15 protein-coding genes, 2 tRNA genes and 1 pseudogene are annotated in these 17,493 nt (G+C 62.0%); 14 read left to right on the top strand and 4 right to left on the bottom strand.

All coding sequences use genetic code 11. The features are described from left to right. The first annotated feature begins 11 nt into the window (after positions 1-11). The 7 genes from AC630_RS25055 (at position 12) to AC630_RS25025 (ending at position 6,301) form a co-directional block, all read left to right on the top strand. Positions 12-602, top strand: a complete 591-nt coding sequence (locus AC630_RS25055; protein WP_074121091.1) for a glutathione S-transferase family protein — start codon at positions 12-14, stop codon at positions 600-602. A gap of 16 nt (positions 603-618) precedes the next feature. Next, on the top strand, positions 619-1,083 hold the full coding sequence (locus AC630_RS25050) for a GNAT family N-acetyltransferase (protein ID WP_074121090.1): 465 nt from the start codon (positions 619-621) through the stop codon (positions 1,081-1,083). A gap of 158 nt (positions 1,084-1,241) precedes the next feature. Continuing rightward, positions 1,242-1,448, top strand: a complete 207-nt coding sequence (locus AC630_RS25045) for a hypothetical protein (protein ID WP_074121089.1) — start codon at positions 1,242-1,244, stop codon at positions 1,446-1,448. 79 nt (positions 1,449-1,527) lie between these two features. Next, positions 1,528-2,700: a phosphoserine transaminase gene (locus AC630_RS25040; RefSeq protein ID WP_074121088.1), complete on the top strand. Its 1,173-nt coding sequence runs from the start codon at positions 1,528-1,530 to the stop codon at positions 2,698-2,700. Between the two features lie 107 nt (positions 2,701-2,807). Continuing rightward, a complete protein-coding gene (locus AC630_RS25035) occupies positions 2,808-3,323 on the top strand; it encodes an enhanced serine sensitivity protein SseB C-terminal domain-containing protein (protein ID WP_074121087.1) in 516 nt (171 codons plus the stop codon). A 17-nt stretch (positions 3,324-3,340) separates the two neighbouring features. Then, positions 3,341-4,930: a phosphoglycerate dehydrogenase gene (serA, locus tag AC630_RS25030; protein WP_074121086.1), complete on the top strand. Its 1,590-nt coding sequence runs from the start codon at positions 3,341-3,343 to the stop codon at positions 4,928-4,930. 198 nt (positions 4,931-5,128) lie between these two features. Further along, complete coding sequence (locus tag AC630_RS25025) at positions 5,129-6,301, top strand: thiolase family protein (protein ID WP_074121085.1); 1,173 nt, start codon at positions 5,129-5,131, stop codon at positions 6,299-6,301. A 576-nt stretch (positions 6,302-6,877) separates the two neighbouring features. Here the strand turns inward: AC630_RS25025 and AC630_RS25015 are convergent. Further along, positions 6,878-10,375, bottom strand: a complete 3,498-nt coding sequence (locus AC630_RS25015; protein WP_074121125.1) for a PAS domain-containing sensor histidine kinase — start codon at positions 10,373-10,375, stop codon at positions 6,878-6,880. 390 nt (positions 10,376-10,765) lie between these two features. On the opposite strand from AC630_RS25015, the gene AC630_RS25010 reads away from it, so the two are divergent. The 4 genes from AC630_RS25010 (at position 10,766) to AC630_RS24995 (ending at position 14,692) form a co-directional block, all read left to right on the top strand. After that, positions 10,766-11,149, top strand: a complete 384-nt coding sequence (locus AC630_RS25010) for a phasin family protein (protein WP_074121084.1) — start codon at positions 10,766-10,768, stop codon at positions 11,147-11,149. A gap of 400 nt (positions 11,150-11,549) precedes the next feature. Beyond that, positions 11,550-11,984: a phasin gene (locus tag AC630_RS25005; protein WP_074121083.1), complete on the top strand. Its 435-nt coding sequence runs from the start codon at positions 11,550-11,552 to the stop codon at positions 11,982-11,984. 193 nt (positions 11,985-12,177) lie between these two features. Beyond that, a tRNA-His gene (locus AC630_RS25000) sits at positions 12,178-12,254 on the top strand. A gap of 368 nt (positions 12,255-12,622) precedes the next feature. Beyond that, entirely contained in the window at positions 12,623-14,692 is a 2,070-nt protein-coding gene (locus AC630_RS24995; protein WP_083636383.1) for an acyltransferase family protein, read from the top strand. A gap of 21 nt (positions 14,693-14,713) precedes the next feature. Here the strand turns inward: AC630_RS24995 and AC630_RS44205 are convergent, their stop codons facing one another. Next, a complete protein-coding gene (locus AC630_RS44205) occupies positions 14,714-14,857 on the bottom strand; it encodes a hypothetical protein (RefSeq protein ID WP_245330511.1) in 144 nt (47 codons plus the stop codon). A 68-nt stretch (positions 14,858-14,925) separates the two neighbouring features. Here AC630_RS44205 and AC630_RS24990 point away from each other — a divergent pair. Next, positions 14,926-15,002 (top strand) — tRNA-His (locus AC630_RS24990). Positions 15,003-15,120: 118 nt separating this feature from the next. Here AC630_RS24990 and AC630_RS24985 read toward each other — a convergent pair. Then, positions 15,121-15,678 (bottom strand): hypothetical protein, encoded by a 558-nt coding sequence (locus AC630_RS24985; protein WP_143198293.1) that lies wholly within the window; start codon positions 15,676-15,678, stop codon positions 15,121-15,123. Between the two features lie 141 nt (positions 15,679-15,819). On the opposite strand from AC630_RS24985, the gene AC630_RS24980 reads away from it, so the two are divergent. Beyond that, positions 15,820-16,314, top strand: a complete 495-nt coding sequence (locus AC630_RS24980; RefSeq protein WP_074121080.1) for an AAA family ATPase — start codon at positions 15,820-15,822, stop codon at positions 16,312-16,314. Then, complete coding sequence (locus AC630_RS24975) at positions 16,307-16,699, top strand: DUF4435 domain-containing protein (RefSeq protein ID WP_074121079.1); 393 nt, start codon at positions 16,307-16,309, stop codon at positions 16,697-16,699. Before AC630_RS24980 ends, AC630_RS24975 begins: the two co-directional genes overlap by 8 nt. Before the next feature lie 612 nt (positions 16,700-17,311). Here the strand turns inward: AC630_RS24975 and AC630_RS24970 are convergent. After that, a pseudogene (locus tag AC630_RS24970) lies at positions 17,312-17,493 on the bottom strand (AEC family transporter); the annotation flags it as partial.

Raw genomic sequence — 17,493 nt, 5'->3', positions numbered from 1 at the left:
GGGCGGCAGCGATGCAAATCTACGGCGACACGAATTCCGGCAATTGTCTGAAGGTGAAGTGGGTCTGCGACAAGCTCGCATTACCCTATCGCTGGATCGAAATCGACACCCGTAAGGGCGAGACCCGCACGCCGCAATTCCTGAAGATGAACAGCGCCGGCCAGGTGCCCACCGTCGCATTCGACGACGGCCGCACACTGGCGCAGTCCAACGCCATCATCCGCTATCTCGCCCGCGACAGCGCGCTGATTCCGCGCGATGCCTTCGCTGCGGCCAAGATGGATGAATGGCTGTTCTGGGAGCAGTACAGCCACGAGCCCTATATCGCGGTGTGCCGCTTCCAGCTTGTCTATCTCGGGAAGGAAGTATCCGAGCTCGATCCTGACAAGGTCAAGCGCGGCTATGCGGCGCTCGACCGCATGGAGCAGCATCTGGCGGCAAGCCGCTTCTTCGCCGGCGACGCTATTTCGCTCGCCGACGTTTCGCTGCTCGCCTATACACGCCTCGCGCATGAAGGCGGCTTCGATCTCGGCCGCTATGCAGCCATCCGCCGCTGGATCGGCGAGGCCGAAGCCTATCTCGGCCTGTCGCCCGCGCGCTGAGTCCGGAGTCTCCAGCATGAACGATAAATCCGTTTCCATTCGTCCCGCGCGCCGTGAGGACGTCGCCGCGATCGTCGCGATGCTCGCCGACGATCATCTCGGGCGTGCCCGCGAGCGCGTCGAGGATCCGCTGCCTGCGACCTACTACGCGGCGTTCGAGCGGGTCGAGCGCGATCCGAATCTCACGCTCGTGGTTGCGGAGAGCGAGGGCAGGGTGGTCGGCTGCCTGCAGCTCGCGGTGCTAGCAGGCATCAGCTCGCAGGGCGGCGTGCGTGGTCTGCTCGAAGATGTCCGCGTTGCTTCCGATTGCCGCAGCCGCGGCATCGGCGAGCAATTGGTGCAATGGGCGGTGACGGAAGCGAAAGCGCGCGGCTGCAATCTGGTCGAATTGCTGACGCACGCGAGCAGAGTTGATGCGCAGCGCTTCTACAAGCGACTCGGATTTGCATCGAGCCACGTCGGCATGACTGTCCGCTTTTGAGGCAGTACCACGCAAGCATTGCGCGATCAGCGAAATCGGATCGCGCGTTCGTTCATATTAAGAGCTGATAAACTACCCAGCCGTCGTTCACGTGGAACCAGGAACGAACGGTGCTACGGGAGCGTCGGACACCGAGCTGGGTCGGTTCGGGGATTTCGATGACAATCTATTCGATGATCAAGGTCGGCAACGACTACGTTGTGCAGGCCAATGACAAATGCATTTTGAAAGTCAGCAGCCGCCGCAAAGCCGCGCAATTGATCAGCGAGGCGACGGACTTGTTGAACGCGCTCACTCGTGTCGAATCCCCTGGTATCGCGCCGGAAGAGCCATCACTCCGCCGTGAGGCGCCGGAACTTCCTTGACTGCTCTACCCGATTCCCGTATCAGCCGCGGCGGGACACCTCCCCCCAACGGGAGGCTTACTATCTGGAAGGGTAGAATATGACTGTAGCGAAGCCCGCTTCGCGGCCGAACGTGCCGCATTTCTCCTCCGGCCCCTGCGCCAAGCGCCCCGGCTGGAACGCCCAAAATCTCAAGGACGCAGCACTCGGCCGTTCGCATCGCGCGAAGGTCGGCAAGACCAAGCTCAAGCTCGCGATCGATCTGACGCGCGAAGTCCTCGAAGTGCCCGCCGATTATCGCATCGGCATCGTGCCGGCCTCCGACACCGGCGCAGTTGAGATGGCGCTGTGGTCGCTGCTCGGTGCGCGGCCCGTCACCACGCTCGCCTGGGAATCCTTCGGTGAGGGCTGGGTCAGTGACATCGTCAAGGAATTGAAGCTCAAGGACGTCACCAAGCTCAACGCGGCCTATGGTGAAATCCCCGACCTCTCCAAGGTCGATCCCAAGAGCGACGTCGTCTTCACCTGGAACGGCACCACCTCCGGCGTGCGCGTGCCGAACGCCGACTGGATCAGCGCGACCCGCGAAGGCCTGACCATTTGCGATGCGACTTCGGCCGCGTTCGCGCAGCCGCTCGACTGGGCCAAGCTCGATGTCGTCACCTTCTCCTGGCAGAAGGCGCTCGGCGGTGAGGCCGCTCACGGCATGCTGATCCTCTCGCCCCGCGCCGTCGAGCGGCTCGAGACCTACAAGCCGGCCTGGCCGCTGCCGAAGATCTTCCGCATGACCAAGGGCGGCAAGATCAACGAAGGCATTTTCGTCGGCGAGACCATCAACACGCCCTCGATGCTCTGCGTCGAGGATTATCTCGACGCGCTGAACTGGGCCAAGTCGATCGGCGGCCTGAAGGCGCTGATCGCGCGCGCCGACGCCAACACCAAGGTGCTCGCCGACTGGAAGGCGAAGACGCCCTGGATCGATTTCCTGGCGAAGGAAGCCGCGATCCGCTCCAACACCTCGGTGTGCCTGAAGTTCACCGATCCCGCCATCAACTCGCTCTCGGCGGACGCGCAGGCCGACTTCTGCAAGAAGCTGGTCGCGCTGGTCGAGAAGGAAGGCGCGGGCTACGACTTCGCGTATTATCGCGATGCGCCCGCCGGCCTGCGCATCTGGTGCGGCGCGACCGTCGAAGCCAAGGACGTCGAGCTGCTGACCCAGTGGATCGACTGGGCCTTCGCCGAGACCAAGGCCGCGCTGGCCAAGGCTGCTTGAGAAAGAGGCGGCCTGAGAAAAAGGCTGCCTGAGAAAGGCAGCCTGACAACGCCGTGAGCTGACACCGTGCGGAATACCCCGCACGGCCTGATCTCCACAGGCCCGTCATGTTCGAACCCGAGAACGAGATCGAGCGCATGCTGATGCGTGCTGCGCAGCCGCTGGAACGTCCGGCCTTCGCGCGGGCGCTGATCGACGCCGAGAAGGAGTTCACGCCTGCCGAGGTGAAGCGGCTGCTTGCCGGCCATTTCGAGGAAGGCGCCGAGACGATCACGCTTCCCGCCGGCGAGCAGTTGTTGCTCGGCCATCCCAGCGATGTGCCGGACCAGTTGATCTCGGCGCTCTCGCGTGAGTTCAGCGCGGAGAAAACCATTCGTGGCGCCTGGCTGATGCTGGCGGCACGGGCGGGGCATCCCGAGCAGAGCTGGATGCTGGGCGTCGATCACGACGGATCGTGGTCGAACGTGCAGGCGGCGATCAATCGGGCGATCGCCGGCAATGTCTTGAAGGGGCGGCCGCTCGACGCCGTGCCGCTCGAACACAGTTCTCTCGCATCGACCTTGCGTACCGGAATTCCAATTCCCGCCGCCAAGCGCGGCTTGTTCCAGAAGCTGTTCAGATAACAACAGGCAGAATCCCCATGTCCAAACCGAAAGTTCTCATTTCCGACGCACTCTCTCCCGCCGCCGTGCAGATCTTCAAGGACCGCGGCGTCGAGGTCGACTTCCAGCCCAACCTCGGCAAGGACAAGGACAAGCTCGCCGAGATCATCGGCAACTACGACGGCCTCGCGATCCGGTCCGCGACCAAGGCCACGGCCAAGATTCTCGACAAGGCGACGAACCTGAAGGTGATCGGCCGCGCCGGCATCGGCGTCGACAACGTCGAAATTCCCGCGGCGACCGCCAAGGGCATCATCGTGATGAACACGCCGTTCGGCAATTCGATCACGACCGCCGAGCACGCCATCACCTTGATGCTGGCGCTGGCCCGCGAGATTCCGCAGGCCGACTCCTCGACCCAGGCCGGCAAGTGGGAGAAGAACCGCTTCATGGGCGTCGAGATCACCGCCAAGGTGCTGGGCGTGATCGGCTGCGGCAACATCGGCTCGATCGTCGCCGACCGCGCGCTCGGCCTGCGCATGAAGGTCGTCGCCTTCGATCCGTTCCTGTCGCCGGAGCGCGCCAAGGACATCGGCGTCGAGAAGGTCGAGCTCGACGACCTGCTCAAGCGCGCCGACTTCATCACGCTGCACACCCCGCTCACCGAGAAGACAAGGAACATCATCGACGCGGCCGCGATCGCCAAGATGAAGAAGGGCGTGCGCCTGATCAACTGCGCCCGCGGCGGTCTCGTCGACGAGCAGGCGGTGGTGGATGCGCTGAACTCCAAGCACATTGCCGGCGCCGCCTTCGACGTCTTCGTCGAGGAGCCCGCGACCTCGAACGTGCTGTTCGGCCATCCCAACGTGATCTGCACGCCGCATCTTGGCGCGTCCACCACGGAAGCGCAGGAGAACGTCGCGCTGCAGGTCGCCGAGCAGATGTCGGACTACCTCATCTCCGGCGCGATCTCCAACGCCATCAATTTCCCGTCCATCACCGCGGAAGAAGCCCCGAAGCTGAAACCGTTCATCGCGCTCGCCGAGAAGCTCGGCTCGTTCGCCGGCCAGCTCACCGAGACCGGCATCTCGAAGGTCACGATCACCTATGAGGGCCACGTCGCCGAGATGAAGATCAAGGCGCTGACCTCCGCGGTGCTGTCGGGCCTGCTGCGGCCGATGCTGGGCGAGGTCAACGTCGTGTCCGCCCCCGTCGTCGCCAAGGAGCGCGGCATGGTGGTCGACGAGGTGACCCGCGCCGCGCAGAGCGACTATGAGAGCCTGATCACAGTCACGGTCGCGACCGAACGCCAGGAGCGCTCGGTCTCCGGCACCGTCTATCACGACGGCAAGCCGCGCCTCGTCGACATCAAGGGCATCCGCGTCGACGCCGAGTTCGGCAAGTCGATGATCTACGTGACCAACGAGGACAAGCCGGGCTTCATCGGCAAGTTCGCAGGGCTTCTGGGCGACGCCAAGATCAACATCGCGACCTTCCATCTCGGCCGCGTCGAGCAGGGCGGCGACGCCATCGCGCTCGTCGAGGTCGACGGCGCGGTGCCGGCCGATGTGCTCGCCAAGGTGCAGGCCCTGCCGCAGGTCAAGCAGGTCAAGGCACTGACGTTCTGAGGCTGGCCAATCCGGGGCTCGCGCACCGCGGAATGACGGTCATCATATATTCCGACATGCGGAACAACGCCGCCCTCTCGCAAGGGCGGCGTTTTTGTTGATGCAGCGCCGCGCTTTATTTTCCCCGCAGCCTTCAAACTTTGTGTACCAATGGCGCCCAGGACGCTCCGTACCAATCGTTTGAAAAGGGAGAAAACAATGCGTGAAGCCGTCATCGTTTCCTATGCGCGCACGGGCCTGGCGAAGTCCGGCCGTGGTGGGTTCAACATTACTCCGCCGATGTCGCTGGCCGCACATGCCATCAAGCATGCGGTCGATCGTGCCGGTGTCGACAAGGACTATGTCGAGGATTGCTATCTCGGCAATTGCGCGCATGGCGCGCCGAACATCGGCCGCCAGGCCGCATTGCTCGCAGGCCTCCCCAAGTCGACCGGCGGCGTTTCGGTGAACCGCTTCTGCTCGTCTGGCCTGCAGACCATCGCGATGGCCGCCAACTCGATCCGCTCGGATGGTTCAGACTGCATCGTCGCCGGCGGCGTCGAGAGCATCTCGATCCCGGGCGGCGGCTCGCCGAAGGAATCGATTGATCCCGATCTGCTCAAGACTGCGCCCGATATCTTCATGGCGATGATCGACACCGCCGACATCGTCGCCGAGCGCTACAAGCTCAGCCGTGAATACCAGGACGAGTACTCGCTGGAGTCGCAGCGCCGCATGGCCGCCGCCCAGCAGGCCGGCAAGTTCAAGGACGAGATCGTCCCGATGAAGACCAGGATGAAGGTCGTCGACAAGCAGACCAAGGCGGAATCGATCGTCGACTACGTCGTCGACCGCGACGAGTGCAACCGTCCCGAGACCACGCTGGAGGGCCTCGCCAAGCTCGAGCCGGTGAGGGGCCCCGGCAAGTTCGTCACCGCCGGCAATGCCAGCCAGCTCTCGGACGGTGCTGCCGCCGTGGTGCTGATGGAGGCCAAGGATGCGGAGAAGCGCGGCCTCAATCCGATGGGCCGCTTCGTCGCCTGGGCCTCGGCGGGCTGCGAGCCGGACGAGATGGGCATCGGCCCGATCTTCGCCGTGCCGAAGCTGTTGAAGCGTCATGGCCTGAAGATCGACGACATCGATCTCTGGGAGCTCAACGAGGCTTTCGCCAGCCAGTGCCTCTACTCGCGCGACAAGCTCGGCATCGACCCCGCCAAGTACAATGTCAACGGTGGCTCGATCGCGATCGGCCATCCCTTCGGCATGACGGGCGCGCGTCTCACTGGCCATCTCCTGCAGGAAGGTGCGCGCCGCAAGGCCAAGTGGGGCGTCGTGACCATGTGCATCGGCGGCGGCCAGGGCGGCGCCGGCCTGTTCGAGATCTATAGCTGAACCAAGTCTCATTGAATGCGAAAGGGCACGGCGTGAGCCGTGCCCTTTTTGTTGGCTCGATCAGCAACCTCGGCAAATGCCACTGATCTTGCGGTCGATGGCGGCATCCTCCTGATCAAGGACATACTGCGATCCCGGGGTTGTCGCGGGAACGTCCGACGCGTGGGGTTGCCGGTGGCCGACCGGCGCCGTCCAGGGCCTGGTGGTCGTTTCCTTTCCAGCCGCCGAAGGATGAAAGGATTGCGCGGACACCGTGCTCATTGTCGATACGATCGCGACCACAACCAGCATCTTTGAGGTAATCATATGTGTCTCCAAATGGATCCCGCCCTGCATGCGGGGGTCTGACATCTGGATTTGCCTTGGAGACGCAATATTCCCCGTCATGGCCGCGTGATCGCGACAGTCCGCTTTCACGATATGGCGACCGCGGCGAAACACACCGCGGCATCAATCAAGTCCAACCTGATCTAGAGCGTTTTCGAGCGAAGTGGATACCGGTTCGCGTAAAGAAAACGCGCCACAAGAATCTAGAGCGCCGTTCCGATTCCATCGGAACGGAAATGGCTCTGGACCTTACGCCTTCGCCAGCGCCTGTGCGAACACCACTTCGATCAGCGTGCCGGAATTGGCTGCGCTCTTGATGTTGAACTGGGCGCGGTTGGCTTCGACCAGCGCCTTGGTCAGGGACAGGTTGAGCGCCGTACTATCCGAGGCATCGCCGGGCGGCGGGGTGCGGAACGGCTCCATCGCGGCTGCGAGTTCCCGCTCGGAAAGGCCATGGCCGGTGTCGCGGATGCGCAAGGCAATCTCGCCGCGATCGGTCAGCGCGGTCGAGACGATGACCTGGCCCCCGGCGCTCGCAAGCCTTATCGAGTTCGAGATCAGATTCATGGTGATCTGCCGCATCGCGCGTGCATCCGCGGTCACATGCGGCAGTGCATGGGCGAGCGAGGTGCGGATGATGATGCGCTCGCGATTGGCCTGCGGCTGCATCACCGTAACGCAGGCTTCCACGAGATCGTTGAGGTTGAGATTGGCGAAGTTGAGGTCGAGCTTGCCGGTCTCGATGCGCGACAGCTCCAAGAGATCGTCGATGATCGCGATCACGCGCTCGCCGGAGGCGCGGATGTCCTTCAGGTATTCGCCGTAGCGCTCGTTGCCGAGCGTGCCGAAGCGCTCGGAGATCATCACCTCGGCGAAGCCGATGATGGCGTTGAGCGGCGTGCGGATCTCGTGGCTGATCCGCGCCAGCATGTCGGCCTTGGCGTTGGCGGCGCCGTCGGCGAGGCGCCGCGCCTGCTTCAGCTCGCTCTCGCCCTTCTTGCTCTGCGACAGGTCGCGGAACACGGCGAAGAAGTTCGGGCCGTCGGGCCGGGTGCGGCCCATGATCATGGCGAGCGGAATGACACCGCCCTTCTTTTCGCGTCCGAGCACCTCGCGGCCGTGGTCGAGCAGGCTCGCGATGTCCTGGCCCTTGAGGTTTTCCAGATAGTCGACGACGACGTGCTGGCTCTCGGGCGCAAACAGCGTCATGAGAGTCTGCTGCAGCAGCTCTTCGCCGTCATAGCCGAACAGCGCCTCGGCGCTGCGGTTGCAGGCGTGGATGTTGCCTTCGGCATCGAACATGACGATGCCTTCGGCCGTGGTGTCCAGGATCGCGGCGAGATCCTCGGCATCGGCGTCGCCCGCTTCGGGTTCAGCCTCGGGCGCGTCAGGGATTGTTGCCAGGGACTCGGTGACGACGGTCTCGACGAACGCGGGCGCCGCGACAGCGGGTGCAGCGATGACAGTTGTAGCCTCGGGCAGCGCGCAGATCAGCGCATGCGCGCTCTCGCCGTCCCAGTCGATCGTGTGCAGATGCGCTTCGGTCGTCGCGAGCGGCCGCTCGCCGTCGGCGACGGTTGCGCTGATGGTCACCGGCGTGCCGGCCTGCGACGTGCTGCTCGCGGGCGACACGCCCGGTTCGACATAGAGCGCATCGAGCCCGCCGGCATCCTCCAGCGCACCGAGGCTGGCATAGCCCATGCGCGCGAGGAAGGCGGGGTTCGCGTAAAGCAGGCGGTCGAGGCGATAGATCAGGATGCCCGTCGGCAAGAGGTCGAGCAGCGTGCGGTCGCGCGTGCTGTGGCCGTACGCCGGCGGCGCGGGTTCGGTGAGCCACTCTGCCGGCGCGTCCGGAGCCTCAGGCTCTGGCGTCAGTGGTTCGGGTGTGATCTCCGCCGCCGGCGGCTCGGAGGTTACAGAAGCGATCGTCTCGCGCTCGCGTTCGAGTCGCTCGGACAATTGCCGGGCGAGCTCGTTGAACGCGCTGTTCTCGACGGGCGTCAGCGTCGGCGATCTTGCATCGCCGGGCGCGCGGAACGGCACGACATTGGGAGGCGTTTCCACTGGCGTTTCCGGATCGGTTGGATGTGAATTCGCTTCGGTGACGGGTTCGGGCAGTTCAGCTTCAGGCTCAGGTGCGGGCGGCTCGATCGGCGGCGGAGTCTCTGCCAGCGGAGCCTCTGCCAAGAGCTTGGCCTCGAGCTCGGACTTGAGCTCGGACTCGGGCTCGACGACGTCGGCGGACAGCGCGTGCTGCGCGGGTGGCTCGACGAACAGCTCAAAGCGCCTGATAGCATCGAGCCGGTTGAGGGCGTCGAGATCGCGGCAGACGCCAAAACCCCTGAAGCCCGCAAAGTTGCGCTCGCGGTCGTAAATCGGCAGACCCGCAAGCTCGACCGGCACATGCTCGCCGCCATCGGCCGGCCAGTTCACGGTGATCCCGGCCCAGGTGTCGTGGCTGGCAAGCGCCTGCGCGACGCGCCCCTCGGGATCGAGTGAAAATTCGTCGGCGATCTCGCGCCAGGGGCGGCCGAAGCCGGCCGCGGTGTGCGCGCCCATCAGGCGGATGAACTCGTCGGAGCCGAGCACAAAGCGCCCCTCGGCATCCATCTGCCACAGAAAGCGCAGCGGATGCTGACGCGGAGCGGGCGGCTCTGCTGACGGCGGGTCGGCCATGCCGGCCGTGATCGGCCCGGCCTGCGGCGATACAATGGCCTCCGGCGTGTTTTCAACCGGAGATTCAGGCCCGGCTTCGATGGCCCGTTCGACCGTCGCTTGAAGAGTCTCCTGCACAGTTTCTTGGACCGGCACGGCCTCCGGCGTCGGCTCGCCTGCGGGCGGCTCGGGCGCGTGCGCGATCGTCTCGCTTGGGTCAGGCGTTTCGACCGGCTCGGCGAAGGCGTCGAACAGCGCGAATTCGGACGGTGCCTCGTTCGACAGCGCCGGCTGCGCATGGTCCGGCACCGCGGCCGGAAACGGGGCCTCGGGCGCGGGTGCAGCGGCCTCTTCGCGCGCGACTCCTTCGCGCACAGTATCTTCGGTCGCGTCAGGCGCGGCATCCGTCGTCGTCGCCGCCTGCTGTACGGCAGGCTCGATCAGCGCGACCAGGCCGATATCGGCACCCTGGCCGACCCGTTGCAGCACCATCTGGCCGATGCCGATCGGCGTCTCCGCGCGGCCTTGGCGAAGCGCATCGCTGCGCGCCTGTTCGAGGCCGGCTTCGCCGAGATCGCGGAAGCCGAGCAGGGGGCGGGCGGCTTCGCTCGCGCCGACGAACAGTCCATCGGGCGCGAATGCCGCCATCGGCACCTTCGCGCCCTCGACCAGCCGGTGCAGCCGCTCGACCAGCGGCATGGTGCGCCCCGTGGGGTCCAGCGCGGTGACGAGCACGCCAGATCTTTCGGCGAAATGGCCGCCATCGGCGAAGTCGAGCCGCGCGCAGGCGCAGGTCATGAGGGTGCCGAGGGAGGCGCCGAAGCCGCGCAGCCGTTCGAGCCTGGTAGCGCCGCCCGCGGGCAGCCGGCGGCCGAGCTGGGTCACCTGGCGGCGATGTACATCCGCCGGTCCGAAGGTCTTCGCGGCGAGCGCGGCGGCGTTGGGCGCCCCGAACAACCTTATGCCGACCGGATTGGCCCACAGCACGCGCGTGCCGTCGATCGACCAGAGCCATGCGGGCAGCGGGGATGTCGCATGCAGGGCCAGCCGCGGATCGCCCACGCCTCGCAACTGGAATTCCGAACTGCTCATCCGACCGGCTTGCTTCTCGCTGTCATGCATCTGGCATGGCGGCTGCCGGGAATGACAGCCTTAAGAAAGGGTTAGTATCGCGCGCGGGCGCGGGCAGGTCCACGTCCCGGTCCTCAAGGGGCAGCCTAAAGCCGCGATAACCTTAATGTGGATGAACCCGCAAGCCCGCGCAGGCGTTGCATCCGCAGGATTCGTGCGCGGCCTCTCGTCATACCGGCAATACCCTTTGCCGGTAGAGCATGATCCGGAAAAGTGCGAAGCGGTTTTCCGGAAAGATCATGGTCAAACAACAACCTAAAGCGCGATGACGATTCATCCCAATCTCATCGCGCATTAGGCTTGACGCGGGCGCGCCGGGGACAAATCGGCAGGACAACAGGAGTGGTAGGGATGACCGACCAGGGACATGAGCGTTTCGAACTTCCGCCGGAGATGCGATCGATGGCGGAATCGAACTTCAAGCAGGCGCGCGAGGCGTTCGAGAAGTTTCTCGCCAACGCCGAAGCCGCCGCCGGCTCGATCGAGGAGCGCGGCGCCAGCATGCGGGCCGGCGCCAGGGACATCGGCGCGCGGGCGATCGCTTTTGCCGAGACCAACGTGCAGGCCTCGCTCGACTACGCCCAGTCGCTGGTTCTCGCCAGGGACGTGTCCGAGGTGATGCGGCTGCACAGCGAATATGTGCAGGCCCAGATGCGCGCGCTGGCCGAGCAGGCCAACGAAATGGGCCAGATCGTCAGCCGCGCCGCGATGGATGCGACTAGGCCCAAGCACTGAGCCCCCTCCGCTGTCATTCCGGGGCGCCTCGAAGAGGCGAGCCCGGAATCCATTCCTCCACCAACTCTGCGGCCCGATGGATTCCGGGCTCCCTTCGCTCCGCTCCGGGCCCCGGAATGACGGGAGCCCGATATCGCGTTTTCAGCACCTAAATACCTCAACCCTGAGCTCCCCGGCTCGGAACCGCATCCTGGCCGGGATTAAATTGCCGCGATGCACCTCAGGATGCATTGCGATGCACAATGTTGACATGATAGGCAGGAATAGTGCTGGACGCTGGGCGAGCCATCTCGTTTGTTTCGCGTCTCCAGTCTTCGTACCCGCTGAATTCAGGCCCAGATTGGGGCCAGCGGGCGCGCCGGAAAGTTCACTCCATTTTACATTAGCGTGAGGGACAACCATGACAGGTGCGACTGATCCATTCTCTGCCTCGATCATTCCGTTCGAGGTCCCCGAGCAGATGCGGGCGTTCGCCGAAAAGGGCGTTTCGCAGGCCCGGGAGAGCTACGCGAAGTTCAAGGATGCCGCCGAAAGCCAGAACGGCACGATCGAGGCCGTGTTCACCTGCGCCAGCAAGGGCGCGAGCGAGTACACCGCCAAGCTGATGGAGTTCATGAAGGCCAACACCAGCGCCCATCTGGACTTCGCCCAGGAGCTGCTCGGCATCAAGTCGCCGACGGAGGCGATGCAGCTGTGGAGCGGCCACGCCCGCAAGCAGTTCGAGACGTTCCAGGTCCAGGCCAAGGAGCTGGCCGAGATCGGCCAGCGCGTCGCCGCCGAGACCGCCGAGCCGATCAAGGCCAGCGCCTCGAAGTTCTACAAGCCCGCCGCCTAAGCGATCGGCCGTTTAAGTTAAGAAACCCGGGCCCCAGGGCCCGGGTTTTGTTCTGGAAATAACGTTGCTTAAGGGACGATTCGACGGGATTGCGGCCTTGCCAAAGGAGGCCGTTGCACCTAGTTTCCGCCCCGTCCAGCCCCCCTCGGTGACCGGCCTGTCCAAGGCTCGCCCTGCGGCGGCTCGCAAGGATGCAGTTGTAGCTCAGTTGGTTAGAGCGCCTGTCTGTGGAACAGGAGGTCGGTGGTTCGAGCCCACCCAACTGTACCAGCGCCGGCAATGACTTGGCCCGCAAACTAGGCCCGCAAAGTTGCAATGCCCTCGGTCATCAAGTTTTGGCCGGTCTTAGCGCCGTCCAGGAAGGTTGGATGGTGAGTCTTGCTCACTTCGTCGCGGTCGTTTCCGGCTTGCCACTAACGGCGAAAGCCAGTCCACCGCACAATCGACCATTTAGAATCTAGACAACGGCCGCCCCGGAATTCCAGCGGCTCCCTTCTGCATAGCTCGAACTTTCGAGCTGTCTCGGTGCCATCTGGTGGAAAGGCGGGATCGCGATGCCAACAACGGTGTCGTTGGCGAGGTAGCAGCGGACGCCCTATACTCTCCACCAGCATTCGCAAAGGGGCGGGGGGCCTCACTTGTCTTCTTCGTTTGACGCTCAACCGGAGGTGCGGCAGAGCACTTCGCTGGCTGCACCATTCGGCGGGCGCACCTCGCTTTTGAGCTTTCGTCCGCTGTCTCCGGGAGTGGAGCGTGACGCCGGCGTCTTCCGCCTGGACATCAACGCTTTGCGCGCGCTTTCAGTCGCCGCTGTCGTTGGCTATCACTTCCAAATACCGGGGTTCGCGGGGGGATTTGTCGGCGTCGACGCCTTCCTCGTGATAACCGGCTATCTGATGACGGGTAAGGTGTTGGCCGAACTCGCTTTGGGTCGCTTTTCCTTCCGTCATTTCACGGTGATGCGGATGCGGCGCATCTGTCCTGCGCTTGCAGTTATGATTCTGTCATCGGTCGTCGCTGGCTGGTTTGTGACCTTGCCACGCGAATACCTGAAGCACCTGCTACAGGCGCTTTCCGCGCTGACATTCGTCTCCAATTTTGCTTTCGATAGTGACAATGGCTACTTCGCCATGGCCGCCCAGACCAAGCCCCTCTTGCACACTTGGTCCCTTTCGGTGGAGTGGCAATTCTACATCTGGATGCCTTTGGTCGCATCGCTAGTCTGGCGTCTAGGCTCCCGCTCGAAGTCTGGGATCAGCGCCGTGACAACGACGATTCAGGTCGTGGCTGCCCTCTCCCTGGCGTGGTGCTTGTGGCAGAGCTACAGCGACGCAATGGGCTCCTCGTTTTTCTCCTTGCGTGCGAGAGCTTGGGAGCCATTGGCTGGTGGATTGATCGCTGTCGCGGAGATCCGGCGACGATTTGAAGGTGGTCGCAAAATTCCATGGCTCGAGACGCGGACAACCGCCGCTGCAGGCTGGATGCTGGTCGTCGGTTGCATGGTCTATCCTCTTCCTGAATCGCGATGGCCAGGTGCGCTCACAATCCTGCCGATCCTTGGCGCAACAATGATAGTTGGAGCGCGACAATGGATTGGGGAAGCGAGTTTGCTGAGGATGTCGGGCATTCAGCGATTGGGCGACTGGTCCTACTCGATTTACCTCTGGCATTGGCCGATCTGGGTCTTCGCACTTGGTTGGCTGTCCTTGCGTGGACATCGCGTCGATGCCACGCAGAAGGTGCTGATGGTGCTGGCGACGCTTGCGATCAGCATCGCCTGCTATCGTTACGTGGAGCAACCGTTCAGAACGCGGCGGGACTTCTGGACGCCGCGCCGGCTGCTGGCCAGTTCTGGTGCAGCATTTGCGTTGCTGCTCGTTTTCACTGCGCTGGCCTTCCTGACCAACGGTTTCCCCAACAGGCTGCCGGACTATCTGCGGCCAGCCGAAGAGGCGAGGAGAACCAACACGCCACGGGACGAGTGTTTCAGGAACGCGAACTCTGCCAAGACGGCTTCGCCGACTTATTGCAGTTTCGGCAGCGAGGAGGTCGCGGGGACGCCGTCTGCAATCTTGTGGGGAGACTCGTTCGCGAACCAGTACCTTGAGCCCATCTCTTCTGCAGCGCTTGCCAACGGGATACACGGCTTGATCGCGACACAGAGCGCATGCAGGCCATTCCTTGACGATCCTGTCAGGAACTCCGCAGATCAGCAGCCGTGCCGGGAATTCAATCGCAGCACACTGGATTTCGTGCAGAGCCATACGGAACCGGGCATCGTTGTCCTTGGAGGCAATTGGGGAAGTGCCCTTGAGGTTTCTTCGCTGACCGACAGATTGCTTTCTTCAGGCAAGACGGTTGTGCTGGTCATGCCCTTGCTGAACGTCGGTTTCGACCTGCCGCAGAGATGGATCGAAAACCAGGTTCGGGCCGGTCAGGAGATTGATGAATGGAAGGTGGACGCCGACCCCAGCCTGACGATGAGCGGCCTCAGGGCCGAAATTTCTCAACATCTTAGCAAGCACAGAGATAACCCGCGACTGGTCTTGGTGGACCCGCAGTCCGTGGTCTGCGAGCGCAACGAGTGTTATCTGGTCAGGAACGGGCAAGCCAATTTCCGCGATACAGCCCACATTTCCAACGTCAATGCGCTTCAGTACCGGGGCTTGTTCGATGCTGCCTTCAAATCGGCTTTGGGAAAGCGATAGGACCATCGATCACACGCAACGCTACTTCGACCCCACCACGATCATCACCACCACCGGCAACGTCACCGCAGCCAGCAGCGTGCCCAGCGCGACCGCGCCCGACACCGGGTTCACCAGCCGCTGATACTGAACCGCAAAGATGTACGCGTTCGCGCCGGTCGGCATCGCCGCGAACAGCCTCCCCCTCGGTGACCGCCCTGTCCAAGGCCCGCCCTGCGGCGGCTCGCAAGGATGCAGTTGTAGCTCAGTTGGTTAGAGCGCCTGTCTGTGGAACAGGAGGTCGGTGGTTCGAGCCCACCAAAATGTACCAGTGATTTCAAATGCTTGCAGGTTTTTGAAGGGCGGCGCTTAGTGACCGGTCCAAGACGCTCAAGATCTCAAATGGTGAGTGAGCGTGTCATGCATGATACGTTTGTGATTGATACTTCTCACTCTACCGCTTCGATAAAGCCCGAAAGTCCTGCAGGCAGGCTCGACTTCGATGCCAACATTCCGAGCGAGATGCTTTGAATGCTCACCGTGCGTGGCTTTTGTAATCGACCGAAAATTTCAGAATCTGTTTCCCGACGCTCCGAGCAAAGCAAATCGAGCCACTTTATGAAAAATAAATGGTTGAACTTACCGCGGTAGCGTGTCTGTGGGTCGAGCTTTAGAAATTCATCGGTCAGCTGATCATGATCTTCCTTCGGGGGCTCGGTTTCGAACGCAACAATAGCCTCGGGCGAGAATGCGCCCGCTGCAACGCTACGCAACCCGACGACGGCCAGATGATTGATCGATTTTGGTAAGCCTTTGGCGAGACGCAATCCAAGCCGCCGAGCTATAAAAAGTCTTCTGTTTATCTCTTTCGTGACTTGCAAAAACTCGGAGAAGCGGCGTTCAAATTCTACGATGACCTTTTCGCGTACCTGTGGCTCCGCATGGCAGTGGAATTCGTCCTTCAGCAGCTCCTCAAAAACGTCTTTGGCGACCAGATAATTCTCCACTGAATACTGATCCGTCACGAACGTATTGGCCCCTACATCGATGAGCTATCGCTCCCGAACATCGACCGGATATACACAGGCCAAGATATCTCAGACGAGAGAAACAAATTTCTTAGGTACTTTCTCGCAAAGCTCAATGCGGTGATACGCGCGACAAGGGACATCGAAAGCCTAGTCCGAGATTTCATTGACAACTGCAATCGCTACCTTTCCTCGGTTGATCCCAGCACATCGTTACCGCGCGAGGGGCACTCAGAAGGCGGCGACGTTGACGACAAGATACTCACTTTGAGTCGGCGGAACTTGGAGGTCACAGTTCGTAGCGTGAAGGCAGGCCGCACAATACCTCTAGATGCCCTGTCGTCTGGCGAGAAGCAGATGATCTCCCTACTAGCGAAACTGTTCTTATATCCAGACAACAAGATCATCTTAATTGATGAGCCAGAGCTTTCGCTTTCTATCGACTGGCAAAAGCAGATTTTGGTCGATGTAATAAACGCACCACTTTGTAAGCAGGTGATTGCGATTACCCATTCACCATTCATCTTCGACAACGCTCTGGAGCCTTTCGCCAGATCCTTTGCATCTTTCATTGACGTCGCGGCTGACGACGCCGAGGAAGATACTCATGAATGAGGAGACAAAAAAGACGAGTGACGCGTACATTGCCAAGCTAAAGGATGCACGAAAGAGCCCAGCGGTATTAAAAACTAAGCTTGCCATATTAAGAAGCAAACTGCCGAACTGCCTCGTCTTTGCATTCGAGGGCGATGCCGACAAGGCAGTCTACTTCCAGTGGGTCCGTCGCATTCGGCCAGACCTCTCTTACGAACCGTTCCCGTGTGACGGAAAGAAGCAGGTGTTTCTATTTCGCGAGATGTTACGCCGCGATCTTACCGGCTTGGCATCGCGAGTGCATTTTTTCATCGACCGCGATTTCGATGACCTCGCCGGTCATGAAGAGAACGCCAAAGCGAGGACGCTGGCGCTGATCTTTCAGGCGAGAGAAAAAGAGTTCTAGTTCGTCTTTGTCAGGAATATCTTCGATAGTGGGATTTACTTGATCGAATCTCCCGTCGATCAGCTCATTGATGATGCTAGCGCTAATCTCTCGATAGCCAAGGTTGGAGTCGAGGACGATCCGCTGGTTCAGTTGAGCCAATCGCTCTAGAATATCTGCAAGGCCGAATTGAATCTCGCCCGAATAAAGGCTGGTTCTGATTGAGGGAATGGTTGTTTTTCGCGATCTTCCGTACCGGTCTGCCACGGGTGCAATTGCCAACTCAATTCGCCGGTATGTCGGCAAATACACTACCTCAGTGTCGCGTATTCCCTTTTTAATTGCGTTCAGAACTGCACTCGCCTCAGGCGCATTCTCAAGAATTTCAATCTTCAGCTTATTGCAGAGGGCGAAGGCCTCATTTCTGTTGTAGTTCAGTTTTTGAATTAGCTTAGTCCCAACCTCATCTTCTGAGTCCAGTCGATCTGGGCTATGCCTTGGGCGTCGGCTCGAGCCTCTGCATCCTCGCGCTGCTGGTCTGGCCAGTGCTGCTCTGACGTCCTTTTGTCCGCTACGCGCAGCGCACGCCTTCGTTCCGTGATGGTCTGAGCGGCCAGCACGTCGCGCACAACGCTACCTAGCCCCCGCCACCAGCATCACCACCACCGGCAACGTCACCGCAGCCAGCAACGTTCCCAGCGCAACCGCGCCCGACACCGGGTTCACCAGCCGCTGATACTGAACCGCAAAGATGTACGCGTTCGCGCCGGTCGGCATCGCCGCGAACAGCACGACCACGCCGGCAGCAAGCGGCG

The sequence above is a fragment of the Bradyrhizobium sp. AS23.2 genome, assembly GCF_001908185.1.
In the GTDB taxonomy this organism is placed as follows: domain Bacteria; phylum Pseudomonadota; class Alphaproteobacteria; order Rhizobiales; family Xanthobacteraceae; genus Bradyrhizobium.
Note: the sequence above shows the minus strand (reverse complement) of the source record. Positions and strands in the feature narration are given on the sequence as shown.